Consider the following 13,775-nt stretch of genomic DNA (forward strand, 5'->3'; position numbering starts at 1 on the left):
GCTCATTCCTCCGTTGCGCTTTCGTCCTCGTCGTCGTGCTCCTGATCCTCATAGAAGAACTCGGCAAGGTCCATGATGGTAACGCCGTCCAGATGGTTCGTCTCGTGGCAGATGCAGCGCGCCAGCATGTCCTCGCCTGTCAGCGTAAACGGTTTTCCGTGGCGGTCAAACGCGCGCACGGTCACCTTCTGCGGACGGCGGATGGCGGCGTTATGCCCCGGAAACGAAAGGCAGCCCTCATACTGGAGCACCTCGCCCTCCTGCATGATGATCTCCGGATTCACGAATTCCAGGTACTTCGGCTCGTAACCCTCGGGCAGCTCTCCGTCCTCAGGCAGGTCACGCTCATCCAGGCTGACGAACACGCGGCGCATCACTCCCACCTGCGGGCCCGCCAGGCCGTACCCCTGTGCGTCGGCCAGCGTCTCGATCATGTCGTCCAGCAGCTCCGCCAGACGGTCGTCAAAGTTTGTAACGGGACGGCATTTCTTTTTCAAGATTGGATCGCCGTCCTGTACGATAGTGCGTAAAGCCATAATCAAATCCCTCCAAGATTTTCGTTTGCAGCTGATAATATTTTATGTGTTAAATGTCTGCGTCCGAATGGAAATCCAGATAAACGGACACTTTTCCCGGCCATCCGGCCGCGTTGTACGCCGCCAGCGCCTCCCCCATCAGCGCGCGGAAAGCATTGTCGTTGCGGCACTTAAGCGTGAGCTTGTAGCGGTAATGGTTGTTCACCATGGCAATGTTCATGGGCGCGGGGCCGAGGATACGCAGCGGAATACCGCTGCGCTGCTGTGCAAGACGCTGCACGTCCGCCGCAAAGGCACGGGATGCCGCCAGCACCTCCGGCTCCTTCGCACCGGAAAAGCCCGCCAGACAGATGGTGCAAAACGGTGGGTAAAGGTTCAGCCTGCGGAAGGATATCTCCTCTGCAAAAAAAGATTTATAATCCTGCCGCGCCGCCAGATTCAGAACCGGATGGTTTGGGTCCACCGTCTGGATGAGCGCCCGGCCCGCCTGAGCCGCGCGGCCGCCCCGCCCCACCACCTGGGTCACCAGCGAAAAAACATTTTCGAACGCCTTGTATCCCTGCGCAAACAAAAGCTGGTCGATGCCCAGCACGCCCACCAGCGTCACCTTTTCAAAATCGAGCCCCTTGGCCACCATCTGCGTGCCCAGCATGATATCATATTCGCCCTTTGCGAAGCGGCGCAGCATGGTCTCGTGGGCGTTTTTGCGGGAGGTCGTGTCCAGGTCCATGCGCAGCACCCGCGCCGCGGGAAACATCTGCGCCAATTCCTCCTCCACGCGCTGGGTGCCGAAGCCCGTATACTTCAGCTTGCCGCCGCAGGCAGGGCACATCTCCGGCACCGGACTGACGGATTTGCCGCAATAATGGCACAGCAAACGGCCGTCCGCCTTGTGGTACACCATGGGCACGCTGCAGGCGTCGCATTTCACCACCTCACTGCAGGCGGTGCACATGCCCACTGTTTTGTATCCGCGGCGGTTCAAAAGAAGGATGGTCTGCTCGCCCCGGGCCAAATTGCGCGAAATTTCATCCGCCAGCGCCCGGCTGACGGACGATGCGTTGCCCGCGGCCAGCTCCTCGCGCATGTCCACCAGCCGCACCTCCGGCAGCGGCATGTGGTTGTAGCGTTCCGACAGCTCCACCAGCGTATACCGGCCCGTCTGCGCGGCATAGTAGCTTTCCGTGGAGGGCGTGGCCGAGGCCAGCAGCAGCAGCGCGCCGTGAGCCGCGGCACGGCGCTTCGCCACGTCGTGGGCGGAATAGCGCGGCGCGCTCTCGGAGTGATAGGTATGCTCCTGCTCTTCGTCGATGATAATGACGCCGATGTCCGGCAGGGGCGCAAACACAGCGCTGCGCGTGCCCACCACAATGTCTGCGCCGCCGTTTTGGATCTGCTGCCACTGCAGAAGGCGCTCGGTATTGGAGAGCGCCGAGTGCTGCACGGCCACTCTGTCTCCAAAAAAGGCTTTCAAACGGTAAATCATCTGCGGCGTAAGCGAAATTTCCGGCACCAGCACCAACGCCTTGCGCCCCGCCGCAACCGCCTTTTCGATGAGCTTTAAAAACACCAGCGTCTTTCCGCTGGAAGTGACGCCGTGCAGAAGCGCGGCCGCGGGCCGGCCCGTATCCATCAGAGCCGCCAGGCGGCTGTAAGCCGCCTGCTGCGCCGGTGAAAGCGCGATCGTCTCCTGCGCGGGGCTGTAATCCTCATACAACGCTACGCTTTTATCCTGAGCGGAAACAGCCAGCACGCCTTTTTTCACAAGACCCGCCAGCACCGCCTTCGTCACGCCCTGCTCTTCCAGCTCCTTCTGTGTTTTGGGGCCGAAAGCCAGCGCGTCCCAGGCAGCCTGCTGCTTTTCGGTACGGCGCCCCTGCCAGGGGGCGTCTGTGCGCCGGTATACCGGCTCGGTATGGCGCACAAGCTGCTTTTGCAGCTGCGGTACGGGGCCGGTGTTGACAGCTTTGTACTGCGCTCCGTAGGGAATGATGGCCTTGACCGCCTCGTAATAGGTGCAGAACGTGTGTTCCTTGAGATAATAGACCAGACGCAGCAGCTCATCCGACAGGCGCGCCTGTTCAGGCGCAGCGTCGTACAGTGATTTCAGCCTTTTGCCCGCCGCCTCCGGCGCATCCAGTCCGAGCACCACGCCCATCCTCGCGGCCGCGCCACGGCCGAACGGGACAAGCACTATGCTGCCCACAAAAACTCTGTCCTGCAGGTGCGCCGGCACACTGTAAGAATACAGCTTATCAAAATGAAAGGTGGCGTTGCTGACCGCCACCTGCACGCATTCGGCCAAGCACTCCACCCTCCCTTTCCGGCTGCCTGTTCCTTTTACATAACGCTAGTCCTGCTGGCGCTGCTTCAAAATACGGTAGATCTCGTCCGCGCATGCGTCCACATCGCGGTTCTCCACCGAAAAATCATACTCTCTGGCATAGGGCAGTTCTTCCTCTGCCCGCTTGAGCCGGCCGGCAATCGCCTCTTCGCTCTCTGTCCCGCGGCCGCGCAGGCGGGCGCGCAGCTCGTCCATACTGGGCGGCATGATGAAAATGAGCGTGCTTTCCGGATAAAGCTTTTTGATATTCGCCGCGCCGACCACCTCAATGACCAGCACAACGGTCGTGCCCCTGTCCAAGCGGGCGTCCACCTCCGACTTGGGTGTGCCGTAATACTTCCCGCAGTAATTCACATATTCCAGCATCTCGCCCCGGTCGATTTTTTCCTCAAACTGCTCATTGGTAAGAAAATAATAATTTTCACCATCCGTCTCACCCGCACGGGGCGCGCGGGTGGTAGCCGAGACGGATATCTCGATTTCCGGATGCTTTTGCATCATCCGGCTGACGACAGTATCCTTGCCCGCGCCCGACGGACCGGAAACTACCAGCAGATAACGCTGCTTATTCATCGTCGTCCAGCTCCGCTTCATCGTCCTCGTCATTCAGGCGGTTCGCCACCGTCTCGGGCTGTACGGCGGAAAGGATCACATGGTCGGAATCCGTGATGATGACCGCACGGGTGCGGCGTCCATAAGTGGCGTCGATGAGCGCCCCCTTGTCCCGCGCCTCCTGCACGATGCGCTTGATGGGCGCGGATTCGGGGCTGACAATGGCGATGAGCCTGTTGGCACTGACCATGTTGCCAAAGCCGATGTTGATGAGCTTCATTTCTGGTTCCTCCTATAACAGTATAGGCAGAGCGCAGGCTAAGCAGTCCCCCAAAAAAGAGAACACCCATGAAAGACTTCCAAAGCCGCCCGCGTACATGCCGTGTTTTTCAGCGTGTCATTCGATGTTCTGGATCTGCTCGCGTATCTTCTCGATCTCCGCTTTCATATCCACCACCATGCGTGTGATCGCAAGCTCCTGGGCCTTGCTTCCGATGGTATTGGTTTCCCGGTTCAGCTCCTGCGTCAGGAAATCCAGCTTGCGACCCACCGGCTCGTTCTTCTCCAGAATGTCCCGATACTGCCGGATGTGGCTGCGCAGGCGGACCGTCTCCTCGTCCACGGCCGTTTTATCTGCAAAAATGGCGGCTTCCGTCAAAATGCGCGCCTCATCGATGTTCGTGTCTTCCAGCAGCGCTTTCAGCTTGGCGTACAGCTTCTCCGTGTATTTCTGCACACGCTCGGCGCTCGTCTGCTCGATCTCGCCCACCGCCTGCTCCAGATACACCAGACGCGAAAGGATATCCGCCCTCAGCTTCTCCCCCTCGGCGGCGCGCATGGCGACGAAATTTTCCACCGCAGCCTCAGCCACGGCCTTCACGTCCGCCCACAACTGCTCCTCGTCCGTCTCTGCCTTGCGTGTGGTGAAGATATCTGAAAAACGCGTCAGCGTGCCCGCTGTGACATCGTTTTCAACACCCAGCGCACTGCTCATCTCGCCGATGGCATCCAGATATCCTTTTGCCAGGTCCAGGTTCACGCTGATGGAAGCCTCCGGCGCACCAATGTTTACCACGGTCAGCGCCAGCTCTGTTTTGCCGCGGGAGATGGTGGCGTTCACCAGCTTTTTCAGCTTGTCGTCCAAAAACGCAAAGCTGCGCGGCATGCGGGAGGTGTACTCAAAATATCGGGAGTTCACGCTTTTGATCTCGACTGTGATATCGCGCCCGCTTCGCTCCTGCTCGGCGCGCCCGTAGCCGGTCATGCTCAGCACCATAAAACAAGCCCTCTTTCCCCATGATAATAGATATATCTATATTACTGCTTTTCGCCATTTTTTGCAAGTTTTCTCGCTGTTTCTCCTCCGTGCTCCGCAACGCCCCGGGCCGTGCGGCGGCAAAAGGTACGAAAACAGCGCCGTCCCCATATGGGAACGGCGCTGTATAAAGCTGTTTACACCGGATGGGATTTGCCTTCAAAATCGACGTGATCACCGTCGACGCCGGCCAGCTTGTTGTTGCGCTTCTCAAAGAACTTGGGCGCGACCTGCGGGAACATGGCGTACGTGAGCACGTCCTCCTCCTGCATGACATACTTGCTGGCTTCCGCCTTCAGCTTCTCGATCTCCGGCTCCAGCAGATCTGCCGGACGGCAGGTGATGGGCTGCTCGTCGCCGAGGATCTGCTTTGTGAACTCGGGGCTGATGGGAGCAGGCGTCTTGCCGTAGTCGCCGTGAACAAGGCCTTTGAACTCCTTCGTTACCATCTTGTAACGCTCGCCCAGAATGACGTTGAACACCGCCTGGGTGCCGACGATCTGGCTCGTCGGGGTAACGAGCGGCGGATAGCCGGAGTCCTTGCGCACGCGGGGAATCTCCTGCAGCACGGCGTCGAGCTGGTCCTCCTTGCCCGCGTCCTTCAGCTGCTTGAGCAGGTTGGACAGCATACCGCCCGGCACCTGATACAGCAGCGTATTGGCGTCCACGCCCAGCATTTTCGGGCTGAGCTGGCCGCTGGCCAGATATTTCTCACGCAGCTTGGCGAAGTGCTCGCGCACCACGTTCAGCTTTTTCAGGTCAAGGCCCGTGTCGTAATCGGTACCCTGAAGCGCAGCCACAAGGCTCTCGGTGGGCATATGGCTGGTGCCCAGCGACAGCGGGCTGATGGCCGTATCTATAATATCCGCGCCCGCCTCAATGCCCTTCAGGATGGACATGGAAGCAAGGCCGGAGGTGTAGTGGCTGTGGATGTCCACGGGGATGGAAACAGTCTCTTTCAAGGACTTCACCAGTTCATAGGTGGAGTACGGCGTCAGCAGGCCGGCCATATCCTTGATGCAGATGCTGTGCGCGCCCATCTCCTCCAGGGTCTTGGCGTACTTGGCGAAATACTCGTTGTTGTGCACGGGGCTCAGCGTATAGCTGATGCAGCCCTGCACATGAGCCTTTTCCTTAATGGCGGCTTTGATGGCCGTTTCCAGATTGCGCGGGTCGTTCAGCGCGTCGAAAATACGCAGGATGTCAATGCCGTTGGCAACGGACTTCTGCACGAAATACTCGACGGCGTCGTCCGCGTAATGGCGGTAGCCCAGCATGTTCTGGCCGCGGAACAGCATCTGCAGCTTGGTGTTCGGCATTTCCTTGCGCAGGATACGCAGGCGGTCCCACGGGTCCTCGTCCAGGAAACGGATGCAGGAGTCAAACGTCGCGCCGCCCCAGCACTCTACGGAGTAATAGCCCACTTCATCCATCGCAGGCAGGATGGGACGCATCTCGTCCATCGTCATGCGCGTAGCGATCAGAGACTGATGCGCGTCGCGCAGGGCGACCTCGGTAATCTTAATCGGTTTTTTTGCCAAAATCGTTCACCTCTCTGTTCAGTTCAGGGAAACGAGCAGATCGCCCACGTTCACAACGTCGCCCTTGCGGCAGTTCACGGAAGCAACCGTGCCGTCCTGCGGCGCAACGATCTCGTTCTCCATCTTCATGGCTTCCAGGATGCACAGCACGTCGCCGGCCTTGACGGAAGCGCCCACAGCGGCCTTCACGTCCAAAATGTTGCCGGGCATCGGAGCCGTAACGGTGACAGCGCCGGTGCTGCCTGCGGCGGCAGGCGCAGCGGGCGCAGCAGCGGGGGCGGCGGCAGGCGCAGGAGCGGCAGCCGGGGCCGGGGCCGGGGCAGCTGCGGGAGCCGGAGCTGCAGCAACAGGCGCGGCAGCGGCGCCGCCGGCGGTCTCTTCCACAGTAACGTTATAAGCGGTGCCGTTTACGGTGATATTGAAAGTTTTCATGGGATATCCTCCTGTTTATTATCTTTACTATTTCAATTACAGAGTCATGTTGCCGTGTTTCTTCGGCAGACGCTGGGTGCGTTTGGTGGAAAGCATATCCAGAGCGGATACAACGGCGGCGCGCACGCCTGCGGCGGGCACTGCCATATCGGCCAGGCCGGCTTCCACGGCAGCGGCGGCGCTGCACACATCGGCAGCATACCGGGCGGCCAGCTTCGCGGTATCGGCCGCGATATTGGTGCCGTTCTCCAGCTCATCCTTATACAGCACGGTAACGGCTGCCTTCGGGTCCAGCGGGGCCACGGTGCAGCCCTCGACAGCGATCGTCAGGTCCGCGTTTGCCAGCGCGGTATACGCAACGCCCACGGCCTTGCCCGTGATGACAGCCACCTTCGCGGTGGTAGCGTCGGCGTAAGTACCTGCCAGACGCGCAGCTTCGCGCAGGCCGCCCGCCATATCATCGGAAGCGCTCTTTACAAAGCCGTCGGTATTTACAAGCGTGACAACCGGAATGCTGAACGCATCGCACAGACGTACAAAACGCGCGGCCTTGGACACGCAATTGCGGCACAGCACATCCTCGGCGCCCTTGGTGGCGACAATTCCCACCACATTGCCCGCCACCGTCGCCAGCGCGGTGTAAACGGTTTTGCCATAGCCCGCATACAGCTCGACTGCGCTGTTTGCGTCCGCGATGCTGGCTGCGGCTTCCACCGGGCAGTATTTCGCCAGGTTCAGCGTGCCCGCAGGAGCGGACGGCTCAAACACGGCGGGGCCGGCCAGATTGTTGGCAGGCAGCAGGCCCACCAGTTCGGCTGCCTTGGCAGCGGCCTCCTCGGCGCTGTCCACGACAATGGCCGCAACGCCCGCCTTGGCGGCAAACTCGGCGCTGCCCGCGCCCTCCAGCTTATCGCCTGCGGCGGCAGAGGTAAACGGAGCCGTCAAAAACAGCTCGCCCTCCTTGCTTACAATGCACACATCGGCAGCGGCAGCGGCCAGAGCGGAGCCAGCACCGCACACGCCGGTGACAACGGCGATCTGAGGCACAACGCCGGAGACCTTTGCCACGGCAGCGGCAACAGCCGCGCTGCCGGAAAGCGCCGCAAGGCCCTCTTCCAGCTTCGCGCCCACGGAGTTGTAGAACGTTACGACGGGGTTGCCCGTTTTCGCGGCCATGTCCAGAACCTTGACGACCTTCTCGGTGTCTTTTTCGGCCACGGCCGCGCCTGTCTGGCACACGGCGTAAACGGGGGTGCCGTTCGCGCTGCCAAACGCAGCGGTGACAGCGCCGTCCGCGTAAAGCGCACTGTAAGCGCCTTCGTCGAAGAATTTGGCAAGCACATCCTTGCCGGTTGTTGCGATAGCCATTAACAGCCCTCCTGCATTTTAAAAAAATTCCGAAATTAATATCATTATACTATTTTGACAAATCAATAACAAGTGTTTCTGTTATGATTTCCGTAAAATTATTCGCAAGTATGGAAAATACTGCTGTTGGGAACGTCGCCCTGCGCTTCCGGGAAGAAAACGTTCTTCCATTCGGCAAGCTTTTCGTCCTCCCCGTTTACCCGGAAGGACGTGGCCCCGGCGTTTTCGCCTGCGGCCACACAGGCGCGCACCGCGCCGTCCACAAACATTTTTTCCTCCACGCCGCACTCCAGCACCTGCGTCACCGCGCCGTCCACACGGTACAGCATGTGGCCCAGATATTTGGGACCGTCCATTACGACATATCCCTCCACTTCTCCCTCGAAGCGGCCGTTGTTCAAAAGATCGATCACATCATATTCCCGGATGGGGCGCATTGCGATCATCCTCTGTTCCCTCCCCGTTTTTTTCTTGCCGCCACAGCGCCCTTGGGCGCGCGCGGGCCGTGAGGCCCAGCCGCGGTGCGGCGCGCGGCGTTGGCCGCCGTATTTTTCGCAATGGTGGCCGTGGCCTTTCCGCGGGAGGCGGCCGTGCGCAGCGCCGTCACCTCCTGGCTTGTCAGCTCCCGGTACTGGCCTGGCTGCAGCATGCCCAGCTTTACCGCGCCCAGTGCCGAACGGCGCAACCGGATGACATCCAGGCCCACGGCTTCGCACATACGGCGGATCTGGCGGTTTTTTCCCTCACGGATGGTCATTTCCAGCACTGTCCGCTCCGGTTCGTCTGTCACCACATGGATGGCAGCGGGCAGCGTTTTGCTTCCGTCGTCCAGCACAACGCCGTCCGTCAGCGCAATGATCTGCTCCTCGGTTGCGTGGGGGCGCACCGTCACGCGGTACAGCTTAGACACTCCGTGGCTGGGGTGCGTGAGCAGATTGGCAAAATCACCGTCATTCGTCAGCAGCAGCAGCCCCTCGCTGTCCTTGTCCAGACGCCCCACCGGGTACACCCGAACGGGCACGTCCGCAATCAGGTCCATTACCGTTTTGCGCCCACGCTCATCGTTCGTGGTGGTGATGTATCCCCGGGGCTTATACATCATATAATAATATTTCTCCGACTTCTTCGGCACATAGACCTTCTGTCCGTCTACAGTGAGCAGGTCTTTCAGCGTGTCCATTTTATCGCCCACTGTGACGGACCTGCCGTTCAGCTTCACGCGGCCCTCGCGGATGAGCTGTTCTGCGGCCCGGCGTGAGCATATGCCCTGCTCGGCCAGCACTTTCTGGATTCTTACGTCGCGCATGGTCTCTCCTTTTCTTTCCCCTGTCTGATCATTTTCCCGATGCAGCCCGGCCACAAAAAACGGCGGAGCCAGGGCGTGCGCGGGCCGGACAGCATGGCGCGTCCGGCCGCACGGCACGCCTGCGCCGCCGCGTTATTCCGCCGCCGGGGCCGCAGGCCGGGCTTCGCCCTGCGCCTGCTGCTCCTTCTGTTTGTTGTTGAACAGCGCCGTGATCTTATCAACCATGTCCGGCAGCATACCAATGGCGCGGTCTACACTGTTGGAGGTATCGGCAAGCTGCAGCATGCGCACGCTGCCGTCTTTTACCACCAGGAAAGCCACGGGCTGGATGGAAACACCCGCACCGCCGCCGCCGCCGAACAGGTCCTTCGTCGTCTTGCTGGGAAAATCCGCGCCGCCGGAAGCGAACCCGAACGTCACCTTTGAAATGGGCAGCACCAGTGTGCCGTCCGCCATATTGATGGGATTTCCGATGATGGTATTGGAATCCACCATGCTCTTTATTTTTTCCAGGGTCACATCCATCAGGCCCTCAATGGGATGCTGGCTCATGCTGAATACCTCCGTTTGTTTTTGATGGCTCCGCAATGATATCAATTGGTTCGGCGCACAGCAGCCGCCTGCCGCAGCCTCTAAAGCACATGTTCATTCTTCAGCTGCACAAGCGCGTAAAGCGCCGCTGTTATCATTATAATCGGTGATGCGCCTATTTTACAAGAGAAATATGGCCCGGCCGTGATCTCTCCGGTAAAATCAGCCAAAATGCGCACCTGCCTGAAGCTCAGGTTGAAAAAATTTTGCAGCGCGGCGGCAGCTCCGCCCACCCATGCCTGCGCTCTGCCATAGGCGACAGCTGTCTGCGCCGCATCGTCCCTGTGTATGGGCAGGATAAAAACAATGCCTGTAAAATGCAGTGCCCGGAACACGCGGCGCATGAATGCACCGGCGGCGGAAAGGATGCCCTGCACCTTTTCAAACGTCATATGAAGCTTCGGCTCCGGCTTAGCCGGCTGCTCCTTCGGGGCACTTTCCGGCCGCGGCAGCGTTTTCTTTTTTTTCGGTCCGCCTTTTCCTTCATGGGATACAGGCGGAAACTGAAAATGCCCAATAGTTTCAGTCTGGCCGTAAACTCTCCCTGCTTATACTCCACCGCCACAGCCGCCGGAACAATAAGCAGAACCGCAAGCAGCGCCAAAAGCCCCAGGACCACCCAAAGCAGCACCATCAGAAACGTGTGCATCACACATCCCCTTCCGGTGCAAACGCCTGTGCGCCGTCCGCGTCCTCATCGCCGGAATACGCAGCCTCCCCCGCGGCCTCTTCCATTTCCGCATAGTCGTCACCGTGCAGCGGCGGCAGCTCAGCCAGCGAGGCGATGCCGAACGTACGCAGGAATACATCCGTCGTGCGGAAGGACACCGGCCGTCCGGGCAGGTCCAGCCGTCCGGCTTCCTCGATCAGCCCTTTCTGCACCAGCGTCTGCACTGTGGACGAAGAATCCACGCCCCGCACCTGCTCGATAAAGGAGCGGGACACCGGCTGATTGTACGCAATAATGGCCAGGACTTCCAGCGCAGCCGGAGAAAGCGGCGTGTTGCGCCGCGTGTCCATGATATCTTTGATATACGGCGCATAAGCCGTTTTGGTGGCAAGCTGCCAGCGGTCCTCCAGCTGGAGCAGCACAAGACCGCGGTCTTCGGCCTCGTAATCGTCCCGCAAGGAAAGAAGAAGGCGCGATACCGCGTCCTCCTCCACCCCCAGCACGCCCGCCAGGCGTTCCGCCGTGACAGGCTCGGCATGAGCGAACAGCATGGCCTCTACCGCGGCCTTGGTTTGTTTCAGATCCATTTTAATCCTCTCCCGCTTCTCTGGCAGTCTTAAGGGGGCGTATGCCGTTACATTTTACGCCCGGTGCGTACGGTGAGCGATTCGTCGTCCGCGATGGCGATGCGTCCGGCGCGCACCAGTTCCAGAACCGCGAGGAACGTAGCCACGGTCTGGCTGCGCCCCCCCTCCTTGACGAACAGCTGGCGAAGCCGCCTGACACGGCCTGTCATCAAGCCGCGCAGCACATGTATGATACGTGAGGTGACGGAAACGAAAGGCGCGGTGGTAAGCGGTTCGAACTGCTCCTGACGGGGCGGCTGCTTCTGACGGCTGCGTCCCTGCAGGGCGTTGTACGCTTCCTCCAGCAGATATACATCGTGACGCAGGCGGTACTCGGTATCCAGCTCGACCTCGGCCGGTTCACGCACCACGGTATATACGCCTTCGGCCATGCTGCGCAGCTGCGCAGCCACCTCCTTACAGGCGCTGTATTCCACCAGCATACCGGTGAGTTCTTCCTTCATGCGCTCGGCTTCTTCGCTCTTGGGCAGCAAAAAATACGACTTCATCTGCACCAGACGGGCGGCCATCTCGATAAATTCGCTTGCACTCTCCATCTGGTAAACAGGCAGGCCGTTCACCATCGAAACGTACTGGTCGATCAGGGCCACAATCTCGATGTCATAAATATTCATTTTGTTTTTGGAGACGAGGTACAGCAGCAGGTCCAGCGGCCCCTCAAAATCTTCCAGCTTAAAAGTAATCGTCTGTTCCATCCGGCAGGGTTATTCTCCTTTTCAAAGCGCTGTTCAAAGCACGGCGCGCAGAATGGCCTCGATAAATCCCGTGGCCGACACCAGCAGGTTCCACACAAAATTTGTGGCAACGCGCAGAGGCGTGTCCAGCCAGCCCAGCATCAAAACCGCGAACAGCCCCACCATGATATACCGTTCATAGCGCATCAGCCCGAAATAGGCCCCGCGCGGCAGGAACACCGTTGCAATGCGTGAGCCGTCCAGGGGCGGCACAGGCATCAGGTTAAACACGGCCAGCGTGATATTCGTCCACACCATCTGGAACAGCACCGCGGATACGAATATCCAGCCCTGCGTGCCGGGTGCGAGGTAGTACACCAGCTTGTAAAAGATCATACACAAAAAGGCCAGCAGCAGATTCGATGCCGGGCCTGCGGCAGCGGAGAGCGCCATATCCCTGCGGGGATGCCGGAAATTCGTTGCCGCCGCGATAGGCACGGGCTTGGCCCAGCCGAAGCCGACAAAGATCATGCAAAGCGCACCCAGAAAATCAAAATGGCGCAGCGGGTTCAGCGACAAACGGCCATAGCGCTTGGCTGTAGGGTCTCCCAGCTTGTCCGACGCCCACGCATGGGCGGATTCATGCACGGGGATCGCGGTGAGCAGCGCGACAGCGCGGGCCACATAGGTGGCAAGCAGGTCCCAATTCACGCGATGTCTCTCCCCTTCCGGCCGCGGCGCACAGCAGGCGCGTTCTGCGGCGTAAACTTTATCCAACGGATATTATATGATACCATTTTTCCGATGGGAACACAAGTACGCAGACGCCGTCTGCATTCCCAGTTCATGGGATATCGCCTTTCCATCGAAAACGAAACATCTTCAGACCGTCCCTTGCAGCGAAGAACGGCGGGCGGTATACTTATTTTACGAATTCGCCCGCTCCCGCCAAACCAGGCTTGACCTGACAAAGGAGGAAAAGCAATGTCAAAATGCGCAAAATTCACGCTGTCTTTCAATCTTGATTTCACAAATGAAGAGTGAATCGCGATGTTTCAATTCTACCAAAACGCTTTCCATGCCCGAAAAACCTATGAAGATACTCCTCCGGATAGCGATGACATCCATATCATGATGGATATTTACGGCGTTGAGAACCTTATCGGGCCCGGTGTAGCGCCCGGCAGCGGGAATTCCATATGCTGCGAGATTCGTTTTACGGATGAAAATGAATTTTGCAGAGCGTACGGCATATTAACACAGGAAAGCAAAAGCCATTCACTGGAAGGGCCGTTTCCCTGGGCGGCTAGATCGGGCCTTGTCGAAGATAAGTTCGGTGTCGGCTGGGCTCTTTATTACAACGAGTGAGTTTGTGCTTTTCCTCGCGCGGCCTTTCATTTTACGAAAACCGGCTGTTTAAAATATCTCTGATTTATTTTTGAAAAAAACTTGCTTTTTGCCGGATTATTTGATATTATATTCTAGCGACTTGAAAAGAGGAGGTGCAGTAAATGGCAAAATGTGATTGCTGTGGGAAAGGCGTGACCTTTGGTATCAAGGTGTCCCACTCGCACAGACGTGCAAACAGAGCTTGGAAGCCCAACGTAAAAAGAGTGAAAGCTGTGGTTGACGGTTCTCCCCGTTATATCCACGCCTGCACCCGCTGCCTGCGTTCGGGTAAAGTTACCCGCGCTGTCTGATAGCGAACAACTGCACCCCGCACACATCCGTGTGCGGGGTATTTTTTGTTATACCATGACGCCGCAAAGCGGCCTCAACAAAACCGCACCTGCTGCGGC

Annotated in this window: 18 protein-coding genes; 2 read left to right on the top strand and 16 right to left on the bottom strand. The window is 59.0% G+C overall.

Going from position 1 to position 13,775, the window contains the following annotated elements; translation table 11 throughout:
* Nucleotides 1-2 precede the first annotated feature (2 nt).
* The 16 genes from def to TQ39_RS15670 all read right to left on the bottom strand — a co-directional run bounded on the left by def (nucleotide 3) and on the right by TQ39_RS15670 (nucleotide 12,687).
* Nucleotides 3-536, bottom strand: a complete 534-nt coding sequence (def, locus tag TQ39_RS15595) for a peptide deformylase (RefSeq protein WP_050006228.1) — start codon at nucleotides 534-536, stop codon at nucleotides 3-5.
* Nucleotides 537-585: 49 nt separating this feature from the next.
* Nucleotides 586-2,841: a replication restart helicase PriA gene (gene priA / locus TQ39_RS15600; protein ID WP_050006229.1), complete on the bottom strand. Its 2,256-nt coding sequence runs from the start codon at nucleotides 2,839-2,841 to the stop codon at nucleotides 586-588.
* 45 nt (nucleotides 2,842-2,886) lie between these two features.
* Nucleotides 2,887-3,486: a guanylate kinase gene (gene gmk, locus TQ39_RS15605; RefSeq protein WP_242853522.1), complete on the bottom strand. Its 600-nt coding sequence runs from the start codon at nucleotides 3,484-3,486 to the stop codon at nucleotides 2,887-2,889.
* The gene (gene remA / locus TQ39_RS15610; protein WP_009325445.1) at nucleotides 3,446-3,712 is read right to left on the bottom strand and encodes an extracellular matrix/biofilm regulator RemA; all 267 of its coding nucleotides are present in this window, start codon (nucleotides 3,710-3,712) and stop codon (nucleotides 3,446-3,448) included. The genes gmk and remA overlap by 41 nt, the downstream gene beginning before the upstream one ends.
* A gap of 117 nt (nucleotides 3,713-3,829) precedes the next feature.
* A complete protein-coding gene (locus tag TQ39_RS15615; RefSeq protein ID WP_050006230.1) occupies nucleotides 3,830-4,708 on the bottom strand; it encodes a YicC/YloC family endoribonuclease in 879 nt (292 codons plus the stop codon).
* 176 nt (nucleotides 4,709-4,884) lie between these two features.
* A complete protein-coding gene (locus TQ39_RS15620) occupies nucleotides 4,885-6,288 on the bottom strand; it encodes an oxaloacetate decarboxylase subunit alpha (RefSeq protein WP_009325443.1) in 1,404 nt (467 codons plus the stop codon).
* A gap of 18 nt (nucleotides 6,289-6,306) precedes the next feature.
* The gene (locus TQ39_RS15625; protein ID WP_050006231.1) at nucleotides 6,307-6,720 is read right to left on the bottom strand and encodes a biotin/lipoyl-containing protein; all 414 of its coding nucleotides are present in this window, start codon (nucleotides 6,718-6,720) and stop codon (nucleotides 6,307-6,309) included.
* Nucleotides 6,721-6,756: 36 nt separating this feature from the next.
* The gene (locus TQ39_RS15630) at nucleotides 6,757-8,088 is read right to left on the bottom strand and encodes a carboxyl transferase domain-containing protein (protein WP_050006232.1); all 1,332 of its coding nucleotides are present in this window, start codon (nucleotides 8,086-8,088) and stop codon (nucleotides 6,757-6,759) included.
* A gap of 98 nt (nucleotides 8,089-8,186) precedes the next feature.
* Nucleotides 8,187-8,534: a hypothetical protein gene (locus TQ39_RS15635; RefSeq protein ID WP_050006233.1), complete on the bottom strand. Its 348-nt coding sequence runs from the start codon at nucleotides 8,532-8,534 to the stop codon at nucleotides 8,187-8,189.
* Nucleotides 8,531-9,394, bottom strand: a complete 864-nt coding sequence (locus tag TQ39_RS15640) for a pseudouridine synthase (protein ID WP_050006234.1) — start codon at nucleotides 9,392-9,394, stop codon at nucleotides 8,531-8,533. Before TQ39_RS15640 ends, TQ39_RS15635 begins: the two co-directional genes overlap by 4 nt.
* A 132-nt stretch (nucleotides 9,395-9,526) precedes the next feature.
* On the bottom strand, nucleotides 9,527-9,946 hold the full coding sequence (gene ytfJ, locus TQ39_RS15645) for a GerW family sporulation protein (protein ID WP_009325438.1): 420 nt from the start codon (nucleotides 9,944-9,946) through the stop codon (nucleotides 9,527-9,529).
* Nucleotides 9,947-10,026: 80 nt separating this feature from the next.
* Entirely contained in the window at nucleotides 10,027-10,377 is a 351-nt protein-coding gene (locus tag TQ39_RS15650; RefSeq protein WP_050006235.1) for a DUF2953 domain-containing protein, read from the bottom strand.
* Complete coding sequence (locus TQ39_RS15655) at nucleotides 10,374-10,637, bottom strand: hypothetical protein (protein ID WP_139056114.1); 264 nt, start codon at nucleotides 10,635-10,637, stop codon at nucleotides 10,374-10,376. The genes TQ39_RS15650 and TQ39_RS15655 overlap by 4 nt, the downstream gene beginning before the upstream one ends.
* The gene (scpB, locus tag TQ39_RS15660) at nucleotides 10,634-11,242 is read right to left on the bottom strand and encodes an SMC-Scp complex subunit ScpB (RefSeq protein ID WP_009325436.1); all 609 of its coding nucleotides are present in this window, start codon (nucleotides 11,240-11,242) and stop codon (nucleotides 10,634-10,636) included. The genes TQ39_RS15655 and scpB overlap by 4 nt, the downstream gene beginning before the upstream one ends.
* Before the next feature lie 47 nt (nucleotides 11,243-11,289).
* A complete protein-coding gene (locus tag TQ39_RS15665) occupies nucleotides 11,290-11,997 on the bottom strand; it encodes a segregation and condensation protein A (protein WP_009325435.1) in 708 nt (235 codons plus the stop codon).
* A gap of 33 nt (nucleotides 11,998-12,030) precedes the next feature.
* Nucleotides 12,031-12,687, bottom strand: a complete 657-nt coding sequence (locus TQ39_RS15670; RefSeq protein WP_009325434.1) for a site-2 protease family protein — start codon at nucleotides 12,685-12,687, stop codon at nucleotides 12,031-12,033.
* 339 nt (nucleotides 12,688-13,026) lie between these two features.
* Between TQ39_RS15670 and TQ39_RS15675 the strand changes: the two genes are divergently transcribed.
* Nucleotides 13,027-13,344 carry a VOC family protein gene (locus TQ39_RS15675; RefSeq protein WP_050006237.1) on the top strand — a complete coding sequence of 106 codons (318 nt, stop codon included), beginning with the start codon at nucleotides 13,027-13,029 and terminating at the stop codon, nucleotides 13,342-13,344.
* Between the two features lie 143 nt (nucleotides 13,345-13,487).
* A complete protein-coding gene (gene rpmB, locus TQ39_RS20480; protein WP_009325433.1) occupies nucleotides 13,488-13,676 on the top strand; it encodes a 50S ribosomal protein L28 in 189 nt (62 codons plus the stop codon).
* Nucleotides 13,677-13,775 lie beyond the last annotated feature (99 nt).

Source organism: Ruthenibacterium lactatiformans (genome assembly GCF_000949455.1).
Lineage (GTDB): Bacteria > Bacillota > Clostridia > Oscillospirales > Ruminococcaceae > Ruthenibacterium > Ruthenibacterium lactatiformans.

Excerpts from the sequence above, each read along its gene's own strand:
- def (WP_050006228.1), bottom strand. The coding sequence starts at position 536 with ATGGCTTTACGCACTATCGTACAGGACGGCGATCCAATCTTGAAAAAG.
- gmk (WP_242853522.1), bottom strand. The coding sequence starts at position 3,486 with ATGACGAGGACGATGAAGCGGAGCTGGACGACGATGAATAAGCAGCGT.
- remA (WP_009325445.1), bottom strand. The coding sequence starts at position 3,712 with ATGAAGCTCATCAACATCGGCTTTGGCAACATGGTCAGTGCCAACAGG.
- TQ39_RS15615 (WP_050006230.1), bottom strand. The coding sequence starts at position 4,708 with ATGGTGCTGAGCATGACCGGCTACGGGCGCGCCGAGCAGGAGCGAAGC.
- TQ39_RS15625 (WP_050006231.1), bottom strand. The coding sequence starts at position 6,720 with ATGAAAACTTTCAATATCACCGTAAACGGCACCGCTTATAACGTTACT.
- TQ39_RS15630 (WP_050006232.1), bottom strand. The coding sequence starts at position 8,088 with ATGGCTATCGCAACAACCGGCAAGGATGTGCTTGCCAAATTCTTCGAC.
- TQ39_RS15635 (WP_050006233.1), bottom strand. The coding sequence starts at position 8,534 with ATGATCGCAATGCGCCCCATCCGGGAATATGATGTGATCGATCTTTTG.
- TQ39_RS15640 (WP_050006234.1), bottom strand. The coding sequence starts at position 9,394 with ATGCGCGACGTAAGAATCCAGAAAGTGCTGGCCGAGCAGGGCATATGC.
- ytfJ (WP_009325438.1), bottom strand. The coding sequence starts at position 9,946 with ATGAGCCAGCATCCCATTGAGGGCCTGATGGATGTGACCCTGGAAAAA.
- TQ39_RS15650 (WP_050006235.1), bottom strand. The coding sequence starts at position 10,377 with ATGACGTTTGAAAAGGTGCAGGGCATCCTTTCCGCCGCCGGTGCATTC.
- scpB (WP_009325436.1), bottom strand. The coding sequence starts at position 11,242 with ATGGATCTGAAACAAACCAAGGCCGCGGTAGAGGCCATGCTGTTCGCT.
- TQ39_RS15665 (WP_009325435.1), bottom strand. The coding sequence starts at position 11,997 with ATGGAACAGACGATTACTTTTAAGCTGGAAGATTTTGAGGGGCCGCTG.
- TQ39_RS15675 (WP_050006237.1), top strand. The coding sequence starts at position 13,027 with ATGTTTCAATTCTACCAAAACGCTTTCCATGCCCGAAAAACCTATGAA.
- rpmB (WP_009325433.1), top strand. The coding sequence starts at position 13,488 with ATGGCAAAATGTGATTGCTGTGGGAAAGGCGTGACCTTTGGTATCAAG.